This is a genomic window from Desulfacinum hydrothermale DSM 13146, assembly GCF_900176285.1.
Classification (GTDB): domain Bacteria; phylum Desulfobacterota; class Syntrophobacteria; order Syntrophobacterales; family DSM-9756; genus Desulfacinum; species Desulfacinum hydrothermale.
In genome coordinates this window covers 404,775-427,398 of record NZ_FWXF01000001.1, presented here as the reverse complement: position 1 = coordinate 427,398, position 22,624 = coordinate 404,775, and the positions used below count along the sequence as shown (strand labels likewise).

At 62.1% G+C, this 22,624-nt stretch carries 9 protein-coding genes; 3 read left to right on the top strand and 6 right to left on the bottom strand.

Annotated elements, in window-relative coordinates; translation table 11 throughout:
- Window positions 1–9: 9 nt before the first annotated feature.
- On the top strand, window positions 10–390 hold the full coding sequence (locus tag B9A12_RS01965) for a response regulator (RefSeq protein ID WP_084055854.1): 381 nt from the start codon (window positions 10–12) through the stop codon (window positions 388–390).
- A 24-nt stretch (window positions 391–414) separates the two neighbouring features.
- The gene (locus B9A12_RS01960) at window positions 415–1,548 is read left to right on the top strand and encodes a protein-tyrosine phosphatase family protein (protein ID WP_084055853.1); all 1,134 of its coding nucleotides are present in this window, start codon (window positions 415–417) and stop codon (window positions 1,546–1,548) included.
- Window positions 1,549–2,581: 1,033 nt separating this feature from the next.
- On the opposite strand, the gene cimA is transcribed toward B9A12_RS01960, so the two are convergent.
- The 6 genes from cimA to B9A12_RS01930 form a co-directional block, all read right to left on the bottom strand.
- A complete protein-coding gene (cimA, locus tag B9A12_RS01955) occupies window positions 2,582–4,180 on the bottom strand; it encodes a citramalate synthase (protein ID WP_084055852.1) in 1,599 nt (532 codons plus the stop codon).
- 64 nt (window positions 4,181–4,244) lie between these two features.
- On the bottom strand, window positions 4,245–5,291 hold the full coding sequence (locus B9A12_RS01950; RefSeq protein WP_139796438.1) for an HD-GYP domain-containing protein: 1,047 nt from the start codon (window positions 5,289–5,291) through the stop codon (window positions 4,245–4,247).
- A 288-nt stretch (window positions 5,292–5,579) separates the two neighbouring features.
- Window positions 5,580–6,149: a GAF domain-containing protein gene (locus tag B9A12_RS01945; RefSeq protein ID WP_170920270.1), complete on the bottom strand. Its 570-nt coding sequence runs from the start codon at window positions 6,147–6,149 to the stop codon at window positions 5,580–5,582.
- Between the two features lie 147 nt (window positions 6,150–6,296).
- Window positions 6,297–9,959 carry an NADH-ubiquinone oxidoreductase-F iron-sulfur binding region domain-containing protein gene (locus B9A12_RS01940; RefSeq protein ID WP_084055849.1) on the bottom strand — a complete coding sequence of 1,221 codons (3,663 nt, stop codon included), beginning with the start codon at window positions 9,957–9,959 and terminating at the stop codon, window positions 6,297–6,299.
- A 187-nt stretch (window positions 9,960–10,146) separates the two neighbouring features.
- Window positions 10,147–15,102, bottom strand: a complete 4,956-nt coding sequence (locus B9A12_RS17195; protein ID WP_084055848.1) for a (Fe-S)-binding protein — start codon at window positions 15,100–15,102, stop codon at window positions 10,147–10,149.
- Window positions 15,103–15,490: 388 nt separating this feature from the next.
- Window positions 15,491–21,946 (bottom strand): hypothetical protein, encoded by a 6,456-nt coding sequence (locus B9A12_RS01930; protein ID WP_084055847.1) that lies wholly within the window; start codon window positions 21,944–21,946, stop codon window positions 15,491–15,493.
- Window positions 21,947–22,124: 178 nt separating this feature from the next.
- Here B9A12_RS01930 and B9A12_RS17730 point away from each other — a divergent pair, with 178 nt between their 5' ends.
- Entirely contained in the window at window positions 22,125–22,247 is a 123-nt protein-coding gene (locus B9A12_RS17730; protein WP_281247888.1) for a hypothetical protein, read from the top strand.
- Window positions 22,248–22,624 lie beyond the last annotated feature (377 nt).

Genomic DNA, 22,624 nt, shown 5'->3' with positions numbered 1-22,624 from the left:
GATGTGAGCATGGCAACGATTCTGGTACTCGACGATGTTTTGGACGCCGGCCGTTTGATTCAAAGAATTCTGACCCGCAAAGGCCATACCGTCCATGTTTTCACCGACGAAGACGATGCAATCCAATATGCCCGGTCGAACCCGGTGGACCTGGCCATCCTCGATATCAAGCTGAAAAAAATGAGTGGCATCGAAGTACTGGGCCTCCTCAAGGAGATCGACAGCGGGATCCAGGTGATGATGTTGACCGGCTACCCGACTCTGGACACGGCCCGTCGGGCGCTGGAACTGGGAGCCGGGGAATATTGCGTGAAACCGATCGAAAAAGACGATCTGGAACAGAAGGTTGCCGCGCTGCTCGCCACTCTCGGCGAGGCGCCCGCTGAATGAACCGTGCCCGACAGGGATCCGAACATGTCCGATTATGAAATTCGCTGGATCACCGATCAGTTGGCGGTGGGCCACGCGCCCATGAGCTACCGTCACCTGGATGAAATCCGGGCTCAGGGGATCACCGCCATTGTCAACCTGTGCGGGGAATATTGCGATCTGCACGAATTGGAAGAAGGGCATGGCTTCGAGGTGTACTATTTACCGATCCCCGATGAACGGGCACCGGACCTGGCGGAACTGGAAAAGGCCCTGGACTGGCTGGATGAATCCGTTTATCTGGGCAAAAAGGTGTTGGTCCACTGCCGTTTCGGGATCGGCCGCACCGGTACCTTTGTGACCTCGTACCTGCTGCGTTGCGGCTTCGGGATCAAATCGGCCAAGAAACGCTTGAAGCAGATCCGTTCCAGCCCCACCAGTTTCAGCCAGTGGCGAATGCTTCGAAAGGTCGGCAAGCAGGAAAAGCAGCTCACCGTCCGGGAACCCTCCCTGGAAGGAAAGCACGTGCTGGACCTGGCGCCCTACTTCGCCGACTACCGGGAACTGGCCCGACAGGCGGACGTCACCTTCCGCAGACAAGCCGAGCGTTCTCCGGGCCTTCTGGTATGCGGAACCGAAACGGCAACCTGCTGCGGTCGCCTGTTGTTTCTCCAATTCATCGAGGCGGCCTACCTGAGTCACACCATGAACAAGGTTCTCACCAGGGAACAGCGACTGGCCGCAGTCGAGCGCGCGGTCGAATGCAGTCGGCGGTTTTCCTCCGGACCCGTAAAGTCGACCGATAACGCCCGGGGTCTAATCCCGGCAGCCGCCCCGGAGGCGACTGAATACGGAGTTCCGGCCCCACCTGGACCGAATGAAGACGCATACCGCTGCCCTTTGAGTGTGGAGGATCGTTGCATCCTCTTCGATCATCGGCCGTTGGCCTGCCGCCTCTTCGGGCTGGAAGATGCCAACCGGGGTGAAAACTTGAACCCGGCCGAGGGGCTATCTCCGGCCCAAAGCAGAACGCTCCTCTACCGGATTTCCCAGGATCTGTTCTTCGCGTTGAACGGCGTGTTCATCGAGGGACGGAGCCTTCTTTTTCCCCTTCCTCACGTGGTTTCAGGCAAATTCATCCAGGACTATTTCGGGTTCCTGAAAACCACCGGGACCTGAAGCGGGCCCCATTTGACCTGACCGGGGATCATTGCGACACGGCGCACCCGGTTCGGTTCGGCAGCAACGTATCCTGCATCCAACGCGGCACAGCCGCCGAAGCTGGGTGCCAGGTCGAGGATCCTGGGTGGAGACCTGCGCCCCCCTAATGCTGTTAATATATGGGGGATTCTGTCAGAGATTGCTCATGCACAAGCTTTATCGGCCGACAGGCCTAACCCCGAACTGCTCCCCTAGTCGGCTGCCTTTCCTCCCGAGACTCTGCTCGCTTGCCGGCACAAGCTGTTCCGCGCGGGGGAGAGGGTGAGGAGGACCACCCGGCACGACCATAGGCTTCCTGGAACCCCATGGTTTGTCTATCCGTGGCGCGAAGGCCCATAATGAAGTTACCAGCTTGGACCATACCCGGCCAGGCAATAGACTCTCAGTCGAAATCGGCCAACGCCCTTGGGTGGCTAAACCGATTCACTCTCCGAAGCATTACTGCTCACAGAGCCGGATCATCCAGGGGACTGGGGGACACCGTGGCCATTTCAGAGAGGACGCCTCCCCGCCCCAACCCAAAGCCTGATCAATTAAGAGCTTGTCTGGCAAGACCCTGTGAGCCTTTTGGGGCTTTCTGACCTGTTAAAATTCCACTGGGCCTGCGGTGTTTTTTGAGCGCTCAGGCAGCCCTGTAGGGGCGGGTTTGGGACACGCCCTTACTGCTGCAAGGCCAGGCCGGCAACACGGACCCGGTAGCCCCAACCCTCCGTCCGAACAAGAAGGGAGCAACTTGGGCGTTCTCAGACAGGCTCATGGGAATTGTCCGAGACTGGCTCTTCGGCTCAAGACGCCGGGACATTTCCATTCCATTCGGAGCCGAGGGGCCTGAGACCTGCAGAAAAGGGCCCCCAGGGTCCCACGAAGCGCGCGGCAGGACCCGTCGGCCCATGGGACGACCGGAGACTCTCCCGCAGTCCCTTGATGTGAAAGCAGATTGCTTTTGATTTCCGGGGGGAACTTGGGTGCCCGGGCGGAACGCCCGGCACCGTCATGATCCGTTGCGGCCTTTGCCCTTCCCCTGTTCACTCATGTACATCTTGTAGTTGATGCTGTCCACCAGGGCCTGCCAGCTCGCCTCCAGGATATCGTGGGAAACCCCCACTGTTCCCCAATGTTCCTTTCCGTCGAAGGACTCGATGAGCACGCGCACCTTGGAGGCGGTTCCCTCCTTGCCGGGCAACACCCGCACCTTGTAATCGCTCAATTCCACGCCCTTGAGTTCGGGGTAGAATTTTTCCAGCGCCTTTCTCAAGGCGTTGTCCAACGCATTGACGGGGCCATGTCCCAGCGCGGCCGTGTGTTCTTCCTGGCCTCCCACACGCACCCGAATGGTGGCCTCGGAAACCGGCTCCTCGTCTTCGCTCATCTTCTGATCCACCACCCGGAAGCCGATGAGCTCAAAGTAACGCTTGTACCGACCCATGGCCCGGTTGAGAAGCAGCTCAAAGCTGGCTTCCGCCGCCTCGAACTGGTAACCCTGGTATTCCAGTTCCTTGATTTGCTTGAGAACCTCCAGAGCCACCGGATCCGTGGAAGAAAGAGGGATGCCGTACTCGTCGGCCTTGTAACGCACCGCCGCCTTACCGGACACTTCCGAGATGAGAAAGCGGCGCCGGTTGCCCACCTGTTCCGGATTGATGTGCTCGTAGGTGGCCGGATTGCGTTCCACGGCAGCGATGTGGACGCCCCCTTTGTGAGCGAAAGCGCTTCGCCCCACGTAAGGCTGATACCGGTTGGGGGGCATGTTGGCCAGCTCCAGGATGAACCGGCTGACCGACCTCAATTTCTTCACCCGATCGGGCTCCAGGCAGGCCACGTTCATCTTCAAACACAAATTGGGGATAATGGAACACAGGTTGGCGTTCCCGCAGCGTTCCCCCACACCGTTGAAGGTCCCTTGCACCTGCACGGCGCCCATCTCCACGGCCTTCAAGGAATTGGCCACCGCCACGTCCGAATCGTTGTGCGCATGGATGCCCAGCGGCACATGGGGAAACCGCTGCTGCACTGCCCGCATGGCTTCCTCGATGAAGGACGGCAGGTTGCCCCCGTTGGTGTCACACAGGATGAGGCATTCGGCCCCGCCCTCCACGGCCTTTTCCAGTGTGGCCAGGGCGTAGTCGGGATCCGCCCGAAAACCATCGAAGAAGTGTTCGGCATCATAAAAGAGCGTTTCCACATGGGGCCTCAGATAGGCCAGGCTGTCGCGGATGAGCTCCAGGTTTCGTTCCAGGCTGATCTTGAGAGCGTCTTTGACGTGAATCGTCCAGCTCTTTCCGAAAAGGGTGATGACCCTGGTTTTGGCGTCCAAAAGGGCCCGCAGATTGGCGTCCTTTTCCGGCCGTGTACCGGGATGATGCGTAGCCCCAAAGGCGGTGATCTTGGCATGCTTCAATTCATAATTTCGGATCTCCTCAAAGAAGCCCTGATCCTTGGGATTGGAACCCGGCCACCCTCCTTCGATATAGTCGATTCCCAAGTCGTCCAGCTTCAGGGCCACGCGGATCTTGTCCGCCAAAGACAAGTTGAAATCCTCCGCCTGGGTGCCATCCCGTAAGGTGGTGTCATAGATACTCACACGCCTCATCACGCACCTGCCCCTCCTGCCTGTGGTGAAAAAAAAGCCGGCGGCCAGGCCGTGCCGGCTGTGGTCACGAACCAAGGAATTGAATGTACTTATACAGAATGTGGTGATCGAAGGAAAGCCTCATCTCATTGAGCATGATCCTCAAGGCTTTGTAGGGAGAGGTGCGCAGTCGATAAGGACGGTCCGTGGTGATGGCATCGAAGCAGTCCACCACGTGGATCACGCGGGCGTAGGGGTGAATGTGCTTGCCCTTGAGTCCGTGGGGATAGCCCGTTCCGTCCATGGACTCGTGGTGGGACAAGACGCCTTCCAGCTGATTGGCATTCATCCACCCCATCCTTTTCAAGTGTTCATGGGCCTGCAGGGGATGGCGGTGAATGTGTTCCAACTCTTCCCGGGTGAGGGAACCCGGCTTGTTGAGAATGCGGGAGTCGACCCAGGCCTTCCCAATGTCATGGTAGAGGGCGGCCGTGCCGGCATCCCGAATATCCCGGCTCCGCCACCCCATGGCCCGGCACACGGCCATGACCAGCAGCGCCACCTGCACACAGTGGGTATAGACCTGATAGCGCCGGGAAAAGAGGCGATAAAGCACCGACGCCCCCGGGGTCTTCTGGGCCATGAAGCGGGACGCGGCACCCGTCCACCAAGCCGCAGACTCATGGACGTCCGGGTGGTACGGGTCGCCGAAGATGCTTTCCGCCAGGAAGGCGCCGTGCGCCCGCAGCATCCGGGCCTGATCCTCCACGCTCACCCACGCATCCTCCAGCGCCGCCTCCAGGGACTCTCGAAAGTAGCTGCCGATGGCCACCAGGTCTGCTTCTTCCGCATAGAGGACGGTGATCTGCTCTTCCGAAAGCCTCCAACGCCAATCCTCGGAAAACATCTGGCCCCGTTCCAGCACCTTCACAAAGGTGGGGGACTCTTCCCCTTGGACCAGCACCGGCACATAGAGAGCACACGGCACATGAAACTCGGAAAAGAGGTAGTCCAGCCGAAAAGGTACGTATCCCAATTCGCGCAGATTCAGATCAGTGGGAAGGGATCGCGCCTGGACCTTGCCGATCTCCAATCGGTCCGCCAGATTCAACGCCTCGGTTTTGCCGGCCATGGCCACCACTTTCTCCTTCGCCGATTGCCAAAAGCACAAAGCACCCTATCCTGTCTTCTTAATTCGGTCGATCCGGCCAAATCCTTTAATAGTTTTTGTCATTTCAAGATTTTATCTCGACCACATTGCTGGGAATTGCGACATCATCTTGCATCGGCATTGACATCGGACTTTCAAGAGGCCTTGGCCTGCTCCCCGTCCCGTGGCCCTTTTTTCGCGCTCCCGCGTCTTCAAGACGCCGTGCCATCTCCAGCCGTTTGTTGAGTGCAGCGTCCCGGGGCCCACCCGTTACAGGCTTCTCCGATAACCCACGAACCGAAAGACATCGGCCATGACCTCTTCATAGTCCTTTTTCAGGCGCTCATACATCCGGGCGTTTTCGATGGCGATGGCGGCCAGTTCTCCCAGGGCCTCGGCAAAGTGGATCTCCTCCTGGTCGAAATCCCTGGCTTCGGCCGTATAGAGGCGCAGCACGCCGATGATCCGCCCTTTGACCGCCAGGGGGACGGAGCAGATACCTGAGATTCCTTCGGCCTTGGCCGCTTCTGCGTATTGGACCCGGGAGTCGGTGGCGGCGTCTCGAACCACCACGATCTTTCCTTCCATGGCCTCGGCGATGCTTTGGTCTGCGTCCACCGCCCCCTTGTTCACATAGGCCTCACTCAACCCCTGGGACGCCACCAGCTCCAGCGTCCTCTTCTTGGGATCCAACAACCGAACGGCACAGGCCTTCACATCCAGCACCTGGGGCAGGGTACGCACCAGAAGGTCCAGCACCTCCCCCACGTCCAGGGTGGCGCTCACCACTCGCACCACCCGTCGAAAAGCGTCGAGATAGCCTCTTTCCTTTTCGCTCATGGTCGCCTCCCTCATCCGTAACCGAAACGCGTGATTCGCGATGCTTGGGGACCGTTTGGTCATCTCAGCCGGGGCGAGTCTTCCACCTCACATCGTCTGTCCAGCGGGGACGTCCCGGGGTCCCAGGATCCCGAGCCCGCCTCTGCCTCAAGCCGCTTCGGTCCACTGGCAGCTCACTTCCCTCTCCCCCGCCTCCCATCGCGACAGGCCCAGGAGCTCCAGGAAGCGCTCCGTTCTCTTTTCCCAGCTCGGTCGCCAGCGGTCCATCCGTTCCAGCTCCTCCACCAGAAAGCGGGCCAAATGCCGCCGGAGCGTAAAGCTCTGGCCCACCACCTGGCGGCTTCTGCCCGCCCCCCGCATCACGTCCTGGCGGGTGAGCAGCCGCAGCGCCTCCAGGCACTCGAAAAGACTCCGAAGGTCCATTTCCGGGTTGGCCAACAGGTAATGGAGAAAGGCGGCCGGGAAGAAGCGCAGGGCGCTGGTCACCGGATTGGCTGCCGTTGTTCCCAGCCCGCACTGGCTTCCCGCCTGAATCATATCACCCAGGGCCCACAGCCGATGGATGTCGTCCGCCGTCCCCACTCCGAAAAGGATCCTGTCCAAGGCACGCCCCAAGGCCTCCGTTCCCCTAAAGCACGCCGGGCACTGGCCGCACGACTCCTCCCTGAGCCAATCGGTGAAATGGCGGGCCAGGCGCACCACGTCATCGTCATCGCCGATGAAGACCAGGCCGCCTGAGCCCAGCATGGCCCCCGCCTCGCTGAACGTGTCGAAATCCAAGGGTGTGTGGAGGAGGTAGGCCCGAGGCCCGGTCAACGACAAGATGGCCCCTGACGGCCCGCCGATCTGCACACCGGCCAGATGTTTCCCCTCCTGGATCCCCCCGCAGATCTCGATGACGTCCGCCAGTGTTCTTCCGAAGCGCACTTCCACCAGGCCGGTTCGTTTCACGATCCCCGCCACGGAAAAGATCTTGGTACCTCCGCTTCGCGCCGTTCCCAAGGACGCGTACCAACGGCTCCCACCACTCAGGATCACCGGGATGTTGGCGAAGGTTTCCACGTTGTTGAGGAGCGTGGGCTTGCCCCAAAGGCCCCGGACGGTGTTGGATGGAGCATTGATGGTGGGCTCCGCCGGCTTTCCTTCGATGGCCCGCATGATCGCCCGCTTTTCCCCCGCCACGAAGGCTCCCGCTCCCAGGCGAATCTCCACATCGAAGTCCAGTCCTGGAACTCCCAGCACGTTTCGCCCCAGAAGACCCTTTCGGCGCGCCTGGAAGAGAGCGTTTTCCAAGCTCCGCACGGCGTCCTCGTATTCCTTTCGAACGTAGATGACCCCGTAACGGGCCCCCACCGCAATGGCCGCCAGGATCATCCCCTCCAACACCTGATGGGGCTTTTCCTCGATGAGGGTGCGGTCCATGAAGGCCCCGGGATCCCCCTCGTCGCCGTTGGCCACGATGAGCTTCACACAATCCTTGTTGCCGTCGCTCTCATCCACGCGACACACGGCCCGGCGCACCGCCTCCCACTTCTTCCCGGTGGGAAATCCCGCACCACCCCGCCCGCGAAGTCGCGCAGCAGACACCTCCTCCACGATCCGCTCGGGCGGCCAGGGTTCCTCGCCTCCCGATCCCAGGACCCGAAAGACCGTTTCGTAGCCCCCCGCCGCCATGTAGTCTTCCATGTCCTCGGGTCGCCCTTTGCGCGCAAAGTCCAACACCACGCGATCCTGACCCGCCGGAAAGCCCCCCGCCTCTCGTCCTTTCTCTTCCCGCGGCGAAGGCGCGGATACGGAGGCGGTTGCCGCGTCGTCTTCCAGGACAACCATCACATAGTGCTCCTCCGATTCGACCAGGAGTACGTGGTCCTTCCGCTCACCCAGAACAAACCTTTCTGAGTCCGCCTTGAGAATCACCCGCCCGTCATGGACCTCCACCATCGGCCTCACGGTACTTTCCAGGAAGGATTCTTCCCAAAGCTCCGGCACGTTGACCCACGCCCTCACCATGCCGTGCGCATCGGGCAGAACGGCTCCGTAGGCACACTGCTGCCACGGAGCGTCGTAGCGAAAACAGACCGCCTCTTCCACCAGCCGTCCCAAAAACCGCTCCGATGTGTCTTCCGTGTCGGCCGCCGCCACGAAAACCCGTCCGATCCCGTCCAATAGCAGCGCTCGGCCCCGGAACTCCTCCCGCCAGGCGCTTAAGGGCAGCTGCCCTCGGGCCTCTTCCTTGGACACCATCCCCACCCGGGACACCGTGAGTTCCCCCACCGGCTCGCTCCGATGCTCGGAAAGGAGCTTTTCCAGCAGGCGTTGGATGAAGACCCGCCGGTTGTCATAGTCCGGTCCCGTTACCAGGCGCTTGACCAACGCCGGGATGTCCTCCTCCCTCTGATTGCCGTAGAACCGGCCTCCGGCTCGAATCACCGGCGCCAGGTGGCACACACCGAAGCAGTCCATCTCCACATACTGGATGCCGTGGGAGCCGATCTGCTCACGCCCCGCCCCGATCTCCCGTCCGAGACGCCGGGAAAGACGGGGCTGTCCGCGTAAGAAACACGCCGTTCCCTTGCACACGTAGATCAGAATATCTCCCGAAGGATCGGCACCGTATTGCTTGAAGGACGCGACGGCCCGAATGACGTCGTCCATGTCCAACCGGAGGCACTGGGTGATGCGCTCACAGGCCTCCGGCGTCACATAGCCGAACAGGCTCTGGGTTTCGTGAAGCACTCGCGGTAGATAGGCTCGCGGCTCCAGTCCCGGCAGCGCCCGGTAGAGCTCCTTGGCGCGTTCCCGGGCCACGAAGCAATCCACCACGTCGGGACGGAAAAAGAGGGCCCGAACCAGAGGCTCCTCTTCCTCGGGATCATACACCACGCGATGGGCGGCATGTTCCGGCAGCCTGTTGAAGCGGGCCACTTCATCGCGAAAGGCCTGGCGTCGCACCTCTCCAGGTGCGTAGAAGGTCCTGAGGATTCTTCGATAGGCGGCGTCTTCTTCCAGCAGGTACCGAACGAAGTGTCCGTGATGCGGGCTGGAGGCAGGAAACCTTTCGAGAAGGTAGAGGGAGGCCTTTTCCAGGTCCTTAATGGGAAACGGGAGACCCCGCTCGGCCCAAGCGGCGTCCAAAAGCTTCTGCATCCACCGCCAGAGGTCTTCGTCGTCCGCTTCGTTCAATGTCTCTGGGCCGGGGCCCATCGTTTCCCCACATCCCAGCATCCAGGCCATGAGCCGGCACAACCGGGCAAGCTGGCTCGCATGGAAGGGTTGCGCCGCAGCCGATTCTTCCAACTTCCCGTACGCATACAAAAGGCCACCCAGACAGCCCCGGGATTCGCCGATGAGCCCGGCCATCACACGATCCCGTTCGCCCCCTCTTCCTCTCGAAAGAGCCTCATAGTCGGCCAAAGAGTGCACCAGGGCCGGGCTCAGCCGGTCCCGAATCGAATGGAGGTAGGAAACGGCCATTTCCACCACATCCCGTTCCCGCCAGTCCGTGCGGGCCAGGGCGCATGTCAGAAAGTCGGCCCAATGCCCCTCGGGATCCCTTCCCCACGGATCCTCCTTCCGTTCCCGCACACTCTGGACAAACCCCTGCGTCTTTTCTCCGTCTTCGCCGAGCAGAACGCGCACTTCATCGACCACGGCACGCAAAACGGAAACCACCCCCGCCAGGCCGGCCAGGCTTTCGGGAATCCGCGTATCCCGCACGTGACCGCGACAGGCCAGCCCCTGCCGCACACGCTGGAGGAACCAATCCGGGTCCGGATGGACCGAGGGATTCAATGGCCTCACATCTTCCATGGTTTGCACTCCCCCTGACCCAAAATCGTATCCAAACGACGCGACCGGAGTGGGCGCCGAGCGCCCCGTCGCCTCGAGGCGCCTGCCCAAGCACTTCGACCCGCCCTTCCTGCGCGGACGGCCGCCGCCTACCGTCTTTTGGACATGGCATCACAACGCGCCACTGCGCCCCCCCTCCCCTCGCCCTTCACTGCCAAGCGTTTTCCGCCACCATAAAGGCTCGAGCCACCACCTGGCGGATTCGCTCCTCACATTCAGACCGCCACACTTCCAGGGCCCGTTCCGCCTCGGACCGCGCCTCTTTTTCCAGCTCAAGAAGAGCCACGCCCAGCAGCGCCTGGAACGACTCATCCAACTCCTGAAGGCGCTCGTGCGCATCTTCCTTTTCGCCCCAACGAAGGTCTTCGGCTTTCACCATCCATTGGTCGACGATGAAACGGCGAAAGTCCGCCGACGAGGGGGGAGGTCCGCCCTTTTGGCGCTGCCGCAGGATATGGAAGACGCTGAAACGGTTGATCTCGCCGCACACCCAGCTTTTCACGATCTCCAGGCGCTTCCGGTCCAGTTGCTGGACCATCTGTCGAATTCTCTTCCGGAAAGACTCCAGCCGCTCCCGCTCCAGCAACTCGGACAGCTCCCGATAGACCTGTTCTTTGACCTTGCCGAGAGCGATGCCCCGGGCACGGCAGATGGCATCCACCTCGCGAGCCGTTTCCTCTTTCAGGAGGTGCTGGCGCACCTTGACGAAAGCCCGATCGGCCTCCTGCAATTCAGGGCTGAGCGCCGCGCAGCGCCTGGCCACCGCCATGGTCATGATCCAGATGCGGTTGTCCCCGTGAGCCGACCGGCGCTGCCATTCCCGGACAAAGGCTCGATGGAGAACCTCGGGGTCCAGCCCCTCCAGGTTGTATCCGGCATCCAGAAAAGCCCGGAACCCCAGCTCGGGATCCTCCACCGTTTCCGGAAGCTGGACGATGTGAAACCGCATGAAGAGAAGCAGTTCGCGCACTGCGTCGCCCACGGCTCGTTTTTCGGAGCGAGACACGCCCTCCGTAAGTGCGCGGTACAAGGCCTCTTTGTCCTTGATCCTTCCCGCCAGAAGGGGGATGCCGGCTGGCAGGGTCCTGGACGGTGCGGGCGGCGGCCCTTCGGCCAGTCGGTCCTTGGTGAACTGGAGCCAGGCCGCTTCGATCACATCCGACGTCTCCCGGATTTCCCGGAGCAGTCCCGTGATGACGTCCAGGTTTCCCTCCATCTTGGCCAGGACAAAAAGGTAGTGCAGGAGTCGCTCCCGGTCGAAATCCCCATGTCGCCGAACCCGGTCCTGAATCCTTTGGAACCATTCCGGATGGAGATCGGCAAAGCGCTGCAAGAAAGGCACGTGGAGTTCCTGGATGACCACGCCGGGAAAGGCGGACACCAGATCCTGCCATCGGGCCATGGCCGTCAGACGACCGATCCACTCCACCAGAATTTCCTCCTTCCACACGGGGTGCGTCGCAAACCAGCTCCGGATCCGCTCTGCCACCTCCCGGGTTGACGCACCCCGGCGGAGCATGTCCTGAACCCACGACTCCAGAGCACCGGACGGGAGGTTTTGTGGAGAGGTGTCGTCAAGGGTCTTTTCCAGCCAATCGGCCACCTGTCTCTGCCGTTCATACCTCTTGGCCGTGGCCTCCACCAGCACCCGGGCCGCTGTGTCCGGGGGCATTGGGCCGGCAAACACTTCTCCCGATCCGTCCATCCGGCTCTGAAGCCGCTCCCTTTCCCACGGCTCCAAGTCCTCTCGGCTGACAGAAAAATCCGGATGGAAAACATAGCCGCCCTGCTGAAAGGCCTGCCACAGTGCGTCTCGGATCGGTGGGTTCGGCTCTCCTTCGGCCCGACCGGAACCGTTCCCGTTCCTTTCCTTTTCAATCCGCATCACCAGACCTTCCAAAACCCGTCGCAGATCCGACACATCTTTCAGCATCTTGGAGGTCTCACCTCGTTCGGCCCCTTGATCTGCCAGTCGCTGCCTCGCATTCTCGACCGTGAAGCCGATCCAGTCTTCAGCCAACCGTTCCACTTCCCCCCCGTGGGACCATTCCCGGTAGATTTCACGGGCCAGGCGGCGGGGTGCGGGGAAATCCTCCTGGTGCCAGTAGGCGTTCTTCACCACCTTGGAAAACTCTTCCCAGTTGTCGATCAGGTACCGGGGATGATTCATGGAGATCAGGTCCTGATTCCACCACAGGGAAAAACCGTCCTCGTGGGCTTCCAGTCTGCGGAGCAGCAGCCGGCGCCGGTCCTCCTCGTCCAGCTGGCTCAAGTAGAATAGTTTGTCGTAGGCCCTTTCAGCCACGGACACCGGGTCGGCTTCTTCCAGACGCGGCCGGCTCGCCACTTTGAGGCGGCTCAGCTTCAGCCAGTCGCGCCGAAGCTCCAAGCGCGCCCATTCCGCATCCACCCTTCTGCGGCCGTATTGAACCAGCCAGCGCCGCTCCTCTTCGGTTATTCTTTCAGCGGCCTCAAAACCCACGGTCTCCACCAGTGCCCGGTAGAAGGATTCCACGTCCGGCCGGCGGTAGATATCGGGCTTCCGCTCCATGGAGTCCCAGAGGGCTTCCAGTTTCTGCATCAAGATCCGTCTCGTCTTTTGGCGCTTCACGCCCAGTGCGTTCTTGACCGCCCTTTTGAGCGGATGGCGCCGGGAAATCCGTCGCCACATGCCCGGGTCCGCCATCAGTTGAAAGACAGACCGGGACACTCGGGAAGCTCCCGCTGCTGCCAGGATCTGCTGCAGCCTCTGTTGCAAGTCCCGGCTCCGTGGGGCCGTCAGGTGTCCACAACCGCTGGGCTGGTAGCGCCCTGCGAGGAGCCCCAGGGCGAACCGGCGGCATCTGGGTTCCCCGCAGGACCCGCAGTCCAAGCCCGGCAGTCGATCAACCAGAGCCTGCACCAGATCGGGATCCACCGACACTTGGCCTCCGGGATCCATCCATTCCAGAACCAGGCGAGCCACAGGATTTCTCAGGGCGATGTCCGCCGGTGCGTCCCAAGATCCCGCCTCCTTTTCCAGGCAGGCTCGGATCTCATCAGGCCGACGGGTTTCCCACACCCTGTCCAGGTCCGGCCCCAAAACGGTGACGGCCCAGTGGGCAGCGGCCACCTCCCATTCCTGATCGCGCAGAAGAAGCTGACCGTCGTGACGGCGCAGAAAGAAGGAAAACCTGGACCGAAACTCTTTCAAGGCCGCCGTCTCTTGGGACGCCTGCAGTTCGCCGAGAGGAGCCACCAGGACCGCCAGCAGCTTCTGCAGCTCTTCGGGTTCCGGTATCGAGTCGAACGAGACATGCGGGCTCCGGGAGGCAACCGTCAGCCGATGGAAGGCACCGGCGAAATCCCACAAGGTGCGTTCATAGGCCTCAGCCGCCTCTTTTTCAGAAAATCCCTCCTTGCCAAGTCCCACCACGACGGCCTCGCGGGGGATCACGCAGCGAACGGCCTCCACCATTTCGAAAGGAGTCCCCTGGGGTGGAAACGGGGTTTCCAAGAAAAATTGGAAATCTCGCGTGAGGAGTTCCGAAGTCCGGGAAAAGGAACCCAGTCGTTTCAAAACGGCCTCCAGACGCCGGGCCAGAGGGAACCCTTCACCTGTTTCCTTTTCGGGAAACGGCACGCTGGAAAGGGCGGCCAGTCGAACCATCACCTGGAAATCCGCCTCCCCCTCCAGGCGTCCATCCGAGAGGACCTTTTCCAGCACGCTCAACTGCCGTTCACACTCCTTTTCCAGCAGGGACTGAAGCTCTTTGCGGCTCGTCACCTCGAAGCCCCGCCTCTGGCGCACCAAGCAGCGGATCAGGTCTTCCGGAAGGCACGCGCGGACCTTGCCCGCCAGCTGGGACACCTGGGGGAGGTCCTCACGCAGGTGCCCGCTCAACGACCAGCTCACCATGAAACGAAGGCAGCGGCGCAGAAGATCCTTGCGGGGAAGAGGCCGCTCCAATGCGCAATGCATGTCCCGCACTTCCCTGTCCAGCGCCTCCAGCGCCTGCCGCTGCGCATCCAACCAGAAGGCGGAACTGGCTCCACAGTCCCGATCCAAATCGCCCGTCAGGGTTTCGGGATCCACCAAGAGGCGAACGACGGCCTCATCAAAAGTGGGGGTCTGATCGGGAGGAACCAGGGAGGCCACGTAAGGATCCTTGAATGTTTCATGCTCCACGTTGAACCCGGCCTGCACCAACTCCTCCAGCACGCTCACGGCGTCGGGCAGCGGGGCCCTTGGCAGACACCGCCGGTAGATGAGGAGCATGAGATCCGTCAGTGACTGGATCTGGCGGGACGCTTCCACCACCAGCGCCCGTTCTTCTCCTTTTGGATCCAGGACCTCGGAGAGGCAGAAGCGATGGCAGCGCAGCAACAGGTAGATCAGGGCCGGGAGCGGTTCGGGGTAGCTGATCCCGGGGGCCAGGCGGTGTTGGAGGGACCGGGCGCATAGCTGCGCCTTATCCTCCAGCCGCGCCGGAAAGTCTCGAAAAAGTTCCTGTTCGGTCCACACCAGAAGGTCTTCCGCCCTCACCAGCGGGGCATCGGGGCGATCCTGCCTCAGAAAGCGGTAGCGATCGAGCCGGTCTTCATGGCGTGCCGGGTCGGTCCGGTGATAGTGTTCCACCTGAAGGATCCACCGAACCCATGGGGCGATATCCACAGGCTCCCGATTGAAGAAACCCACTCGGGCGGCATGGGCCAGGCCGGGAAATAGCCGCTCCCCTTCCCTTCCGTTGGAGACGGCCTCAAACCAAAGGCGACGAAAGTCCCGAAGGCACGCCCAGGAAACCCCGTTGCCTTCCTCCACCCCGAAGGCATGATCCGTTTGAAAAAGAGCCCGCAGGCTCTCTTCCACCCTGGCTACCAGCGCCGCCCCTTCCCGGGAGAGGCCGAAAATTCTTCCCAGAACCGCCGCCGTCTCCCTGGCCGTTCGGCCCAAGGCCGCCCGACCGTTTCGGCCCACCCTTTCCAGGAACTGTTCGAAGGAGAGATCCTGAGAAGCGGGGGCGTCTCCCCATGAATCCTCCACCGGTTGAGTCCGGAAAGGCATTCCAGGAAGCCCACGTTCCACCTCATCGAAGGTCTTTTTCAGGGTGCTCAAACGATCCATGGCCTTTCCCTTTTCGAAAGGAGGTTTTGCAGAACGTCCATCAGGGACTTGTCCGACAATGGCCTTTCAGCCTTTTCGGGGGATTTCCAACTGGTTGAAATTCCACTGTGCCCTGTGGCTCTTTTTTGAGCTTTGGTGGGGCGGGTTCGGAACCCACTCCCACTACTGAAACGCCAGACCGGCAGCACGGCCCCGCCTGGTAGTCCCAACCTTCCGTCCGTACAACAAGGGAGCAACTTGGGCGCTTCCGGTCAGGCTCCTGACCGCTCGTTTCACCCCTCACGGAGACCAGGCTTGCCCTAGTGCGGTCCCGATGAGTCCGAGCGGTGAAACCCATCACAAGGATCGCCCGCGTTTCGATCCAGAAGGTCGGGGCCGGCCTCCCGGGTCATGGGCGGACGCCTTGGGCCCGCAGGTGGGGCCAAACCCAAGTCCGGAAGTATTCCAGATAAAATTCCGGAGACTTGGGAAGACCTGGAAAAACGCGTTCCCGGAGGAATCCCTCCAGCGCTTCGCACAGATCCCCCACGCCCGGCGCTTGTTTCAGTTCCTCGGCCAGGGACTCCAGCCGTCTCAGTCCGTCCCCCTCGAAGAGCTGGATCAATTCGGGAGCATAGGTCCGGCTGAGCACCTCCCGCTGCACCGCATGATCGATCACATCCCGATAGGCCCACAGGTAGCCCTGCACCCGTTCGTCCCATTCCCGCTCCGCCGTGTCTGGATCACCTTCCGAACCCTTGCGCACCCCTTCCAGCAGGGAGGCGAGCTGGGAAGAGGGATCCTTGGCCAGACCTTCCACCACGGCGTGGTCGTAGTCCTCGGGATTGAAGAACAGGGGACGGCTTTCCCCATCCCGCACCAAGGCCTTGACCAAGGCCTCGATGCGAGCCGCTTCGCTCTCATCCACCCCAAAGACGGGGACTTCGTCTCCCTCAGAAGGCCCATCCGAAGGAAGGGAACAAACATCCAAGGAGGACGCCGGTGTATCGGAACGGTCAGACGGGTGGAATCCTGGCCCAGAGACTTGGGTGGATCCGCTGCCATCCGCACGGTCCAAGGCCGCCTCCGCCAATCCATGACGTCTGAGAAGGTGGGCCGAGCAGGGGAGTCCGCCCTGGCGGGGCATCAGCTCTCTGGCCGCATGGAGATCCTCAGGCCTGCCGTAAAGAGCCAGCAGGAGGGCCCGACGCCAGTCTTTGAGGCCTTTTTGCGACGCTTCCAAGGCCAAGCGGCGCTCCAGACAGAGGACGAGTTCGCGGCGCAGCTCCGTTTCGCCCAGAACCTCTCTGGGCGCGACGAATTCCACCTGGCCGTAGTGGGCCAAAAGCCCCACGATATCCTTTTTTCGGATCTTTTCCTGGAGCGCCCGGCGGATTTGCTCCTGCTCCACCGGTCCGTGCCGGTCCGGCTGCAGGTGCCTGGGCACCCGGGTGTGACGACGGATGGATCGCCTCTCCAAGGCGACCAATTCCTCCACCATATCCCGGATCTCCGGATCCGACTCCACCCATTGGCTCAAGAGCTCTTCTTCCCACGGTTCGGAAGGGGTCAGGAGAAGATGGGAGGACAACAGGACGGCTTTCATCTCCTCCACGGTGATTTCCCGCCCTCCCAGACCTCCCACCAGGGAGCGAAGAAGCGGCTTTGGCGACGATCCCCCCGCCATGCGGGCCACGGCGTTGAAGACTCGGGATGCCAGAGGCGGCACGGATCCGAAGCTGTTGGATCGATCCAACACCACCACCCTGGAGGCGCGGGATATGAGCGCTTGCAATTCCTTTTCTGGAAACGGGTTCATGAGCCGGACCGATACGCAAGCCAGACCGCGCCAGCCTTCTTCTTCCAGCTGCTGAAGTGCCTCCACGGCATTGGGAACGAGGGATCCCTGAAGGATCAAGAGGGTTTCCAGGGCCCCTTGTGAAAGGGCGCCGTCCGGTCCCCCGGCCACCCGTACCTCCAAGGGGTCCAGCCGCACACCGGTCAGCTCTTCCACGGCTTTCACCGCATGGGGCCACACGGAACGGACGAACCCATGAGCCTTTTCCAGCTCGGACTGTGTCTCCTGGTAGGTGGCGGCAGTACAGCTGGGTCCATGGACCACGCGCCTTCCCTGGCGGTTGACGATGCGGTCCTCAAGAAAATCGAATCCGCGCAGCGTGGCCCGAAGCCACCGGCGCACCTGCACGTCCGAAGGCACCCGCACCAGGCCGATCTTGTGGGTGTCGGTGATCCCGCCGATGGAGACGATCACGGGAAGCTTGGCAAAATGGGTCAGAAGCCGTGCCAAATACAGGCTCGGCACATATTCCTGGATGCCTTTGGGCGCCAGCATGATCCCGCCGTCGTCCCGAAAGCTCATGAAATCAGTGTGACTTTCCTCGATATTCAGGTTGGGAGCCGCCAGGGCCCGTTTGGCCAAGACGAAGATCCCCTCCAGGCGCGCTCCCACGAACTGGGGGATGATCTCGGTAAAGAGCCGCCAGCCTTGGGAGGCCGTGCAGGTGACCGGCAGGAAACAGCCCGTTCGGGCCACGCCCAGGAGCTTTTCCGCCGCCACCTTTTCCGACGGATTGTTTTCGTCCACCACAATGTGAGGATGGCCGTTGGCGAAGGCTTCCGCCATGGCATAAAAGGGGTTTCCGGCCGGGGTGATGGGAAACCCCACGTAGAAGAGGGGGTGCTCGGGAAGCGCAATCTGGGAAAGGACCATGCCCGCGAGGGTGCCGCCCATGATCATGAGGGAATCGCCCGGATCGGCCTCGCACCGCTCTTTTTGACCGTCTCCGCCCGTTTTCGAAGGCATCCCGGTCGAGGACATATCCCGCACCGGCGATGGGAATTCACGATAGTCCCGGCGGGCCAAATCCATGGCCGTTTCGTAGTGGGACAGAAGCCGGGGGTTTTTGAGGACCGCTCCCGGAAAGCCCTGGATCAGCAGCTTCCGGTCCTTTTCCCAGTCCAGGGGAAATCCGCCATCTTCCAACGCCTGGAAGATGGGCCCCACGGCCACCAGGTTGGACACCAGGCCGCTTCGGCCCGACGCGCGTTCCATGAGGCCGTCCATGTCCACACTGAGCACACGGCACGAAACCATGGCCAGGCAGGTATCCCGAAGGGAGCCTTCGGAAGGGATCTGGGAAAGGGCCTCGCCCAGGGCCCGCTCCAGGCGCTCCCGCGGCCATTCGCCCTCTCTCCATGCCTGCTCCCGAAGGGCCGTCACCACCTGCCGGATCTCTTCCGGGTAATAACCCACCAATTCCCGCCACAGCTTTTCCGGATCCGCCGTGTGGTTGAAGATGAGCGTTCCCCCAAACCGGAGCTGACCAAAGAACAGGTCGGGATCCCGCTTCATCTCCTCGAAGTTGGTGTTCACCAGAACCGCGCACGGGAAGGCGAACATGGCGTCCTTGCGATCCAGAGGCCGGCTGTCCACGAAGGTGGCCGAAAGCACCGGTGTGCCCCGCTTGGATGATCCAAACTGCCACGCCATCCCCGCCCAGGCGCCCTGGGCTGCCAGGAATTGGGCGAACACCCGGTTGATGGCGATCCCCCGGTCCCCGGCCAGACTGGCCACCGCAATGGAAAAAGGTCCGAAGGCAGCCACCCTCCGGCGCAGTTCTTCCCGCTCCGGCGACGAAACGGTGCGGTGGGCGGCCCGAACGATCCCGCCGGATTCAAGAAACTCCTTCTTCAGTTGTTGGGACAAGCGATGCTGTTGCAATTCGTGAAAAACGGCTACCGCCCGTTCTTCCAACAGGCGATCCAGGGTTCGGCGCAGATGACGCCGCCTTTGCTGGGACACGTCCCGCACCGACGGGTCGGGAGCGCCCCCAAAAAGTTCCCGACCCAGCCAGTCCTTTTCCATCTGGCGGCGCACCGCTTCCCGAAGCTCCTGGAAGGCGCCTTGGACCGCCGTCAAGGCTTCCTTGGCCCGAGCGGCCGCCTGTGTCAGGGCACGGTCCGAACCTTCCAGATCCCCCAGCGCTTCCCGTTCATAGGCTTCCAGTTGCTCCAGCGCCCGGGAGACGCTCCGCCAGCGGCGCTCGGAATCGTCCCAAGTAGCGTCCCGCAGCTCCACATACCGACGGAGATCGTCCCAGCCCAGCACACGCACGATCAGGTCTCGGCGAAGTGTGTGGCAAAATTCCGGCTTCCATTCCCCCCGCTCGTTGAAAAGAAACCCGTAGGGAAACCCGTGGGGATGGGCCCGGGCCGACTCCCACTCCCGGCGAAGTTCTTGGAGAAACCCGTCCACCCAGCCTTCGGCCTGGCGCACCAGGTGGGTCTCCAGGTCGATCTCCCAGTTGAGCTGGTTGCGGAAGGTTTCCAGCTGCAGGATGAGGAAATGGGCCGTGATATTTCGAGGTTCGGCTTCTCCCGTGAGCGGGTTTTTCTTCAGGAGGGCCTTGTAGCGGGGATCCCGGGAGATCCAGTCCAGGATCGGCCGAGGTGTTCGGCACCACTGATCGTAGGGTTTGTCCTCGTCTTCGGGATGTAAGGGCGCCACCCGCTTGCGATACCGGCCGAAGAAGACCACCTCCGGCAGCAGGCCCGCCTGGGCCATCACTCGGGCCAGATCATCCGGGTCCTCTCCGAAAAACTTTCCCGTCTCCGGACAAGGGGTCACGTCCCAGCGGATCGCCGACATGCCCAGCTGATCGGCCAGGTGCCAGAATGCCTGATTGGTTGTGCGGCCGGCGCTGTGGCCCAGCCCCACCAGCACGCCGGGAAATTCGGAAGCCAGATTGATCAGGTTCCATTGAATGCGCTGGTTACCCAGGAGAAACCGGCCGATGGGTGTGGTGAGCGTCCCCATGCCCAGCATGGATGTGGCGGAACTCTCCCCGCCGGTGTTGGAATAGACCTGGGTGTCCGTGATGGTAACAAAGTGCAGGGTGTTGGCATGCCGGCCCGGGATGAGGCGCGCTTGCTGGCGCAAGGCGTTCAGCCATGCCGGTAGTCCGATGACCGCACCGCCGTCACCGCCCTGGCTCACCACGTAGCGACGTCCCTTGCGAAGAAGCCCCATGCGCACCGCCCGGTCCCACACCGATGCCATGGCCTCGCCGAAGGCGAACCCTCCGCCGAAGACGGTGCGGCCCCCCGGAACCTTCTGGGCCACTTCGTTCATCTTGTTGAGGGTCTCGCTCATGCAGCCGGTCTCACACGTGAAGGCCACCTGGGGAATTTCACCCCGGGCCAGGCTCATGGCCAGGGCCATGGTGACGGGAATGGCCAAGACTTGGGCTTCGGCACAGGAAGGGCAGGCGGAATGCCCCCCGGCAAAGGCCAACGGCCGGTAACGGGCGTGTATGAGGGACGCATGGCGCCGCACATCGGAAAGAAGACGGCGGGCGAACCGGGCCTCCCGTTCCAGGAGTTCGGGATGGGCCGGAAAGATCCGGCGAAGCTCCCGGGCCAGGGCGTTCAACAAGGGGCTTTGTGTCACGGGCAGGCGCTCCGGCACGTGAGGCGCCATGACAAGGGCATCGCGGCCGGTCTCTCGAATCGCGGCGCGTCCCAGCTCGGCCGAGACGTCGTCGAAAGACGGCGCCAGGATCATGTCCACTTCTCCCGCCTCCCAAAGCCGCTCCATGGGGCGATCGTCCCAGAGCCCGGCCCGGATCAGGCCGCGCACCACGTGGTTGGAAGGAAAGCGCAAACGCCGCTCGAGTCCTGGCCTTCCGTTTTCGCCCTCGTCCTCATCTTCCGCAACGAACGGCAAGGCCGCTGCCCGCACTTCACAGCCCAGCCCCTGGGCCGCCCCTACCAGATCCCGCTCCACCCGACCCGAATCGGTGGCGCACAGGATTCCCGCCACGGTCCGGGATCGAAAGATCAGCCGAGGGGCCGTTCCCTCTTCCCGTTCCGTCATGAGCAGTCCCCGGGAAAGGACGGAATCCCGGCTGGATTCCTCGGGATCGATCCGGAAAAGGGTCTGGCGTACCGCAGGAAAGAGACTCGGATCGCCGTCCCGGCAAAAGACGGTCGTGCACCGGATGGGCACCTGATGCGATGGCTCCCTTTCCAACCGATGGAGCGCCTCTTTCCACTGTTCGGCCTCGGGGCCGTAGAGATGGATTCCCACCCCTCGCTGGAGCAGGACGCGGCGATAGGAAATCGGGAGTTGCTCTTCCTGCCTGGCGACGGAGATGAGATAAGGGCAGCGCATGCGACACAGCCCACAATCGGTGCAATGGTCCTGAACGGGCCCGAGCAGGCGGGCTCCCTGGGGACCCACCTGCACCTTCATCTCGCCGCACAGTGTGGCGCACTGGAGACAGTGGGTGCATCGTGCCGCATCCAATTGGACCCGGCGGGAAAGGTGGCGGGTGCGTTTTTCCGTGCTGTGGCGTTCCACGATGTTGTGCCCCCCGGGCACCAGAAAGTCCCCGTGGGCATCGAACCGGGAAAAATCCACGGGCCGGGTGACCAGAAGCTGAAGAGCACCCAGGAAAACCGGGGCCACCTGCGGGGAGACCGCCACGGCCGTTTCCAGCAGATGCTGATCACCCTCGGCATCCTCCAGGAAAGTGGCCAGCGGGAGCCATTGCCGTTTGCCCCTCCCCGTCTGCAGCAGAAAGACCCAACAGCGGCCGTCGTCCCCGTGCTGTTCCATCAGTGAGCGAACGTCTCCCCCGGACTCCCCGGAGCGGATCCTTTCCCCGTAACGCACGCCCAGAAGACCGATCCACAGGCCTGCGGAAACAGGCTCCATGTGAACCACTCGGAAACGCTCCGAATCCCTGACCAGCGAGAGGACCCGCGCCCCGTCGTTTCGAACCAGGCTCCAGGCGGTGCTTTGGGCACCGTGGGAAAGCTCTTGCCAGCACGCTTCGAACAAACTCCCGATCCATGTTCTCACCGGTCCTGTCATTTTTCCTGCCCCACAGCCCAGGCTTCCGTATGACAAACCGGGCGCCCCGGCCTCGTCGGCACGGCACAGGAACGCCCCTCAAAGAGAATAGATAGGCGATCACCCGGATCCGGCAGGTTCTTGAAAAGCAGGATCAGGTTCCTGGATGGTGCACGAATCAGAGGAGATTGGTACAGGTTCCGCAGTCGTGAAGGTGATCGTGGGATTGTTCGAGTCGGAGGCTCTTTCCATCGGGGGTAGTCGATGGCGGGACGCCTCCAAGCGGTAACATGCAGCAAAATGGATTTTTCAGGCCAAGTCAAGCATGAAGTTTTTCACAACGTTACCTGAACAACCGAGGCAAGACGCGTCATGGGGCTGAACCGAAGATGTCGCCCCGCAAGGGCTGTCTGGCCCCCATGGGATCTGGGGGAAAGGCCACGGTCCACGGATAGGAACCAACCCAAGGGGATAGCGGCTCTATGGCCTCCTGAAGGCCGATTGCCACCCGGTCGCGGACTCCCCATTGACAGCCTTCGGGCCGCCATCTAGAAAGAGTTTCAAGAGTTCAAACATGCGCCAATGGCGATCCTTTCCCCCATGGCGACCGGATAAGGTTCCGGGCGTCGCTCAACTGGACTGACCGTGGTTCGATCCCCAAGGAGG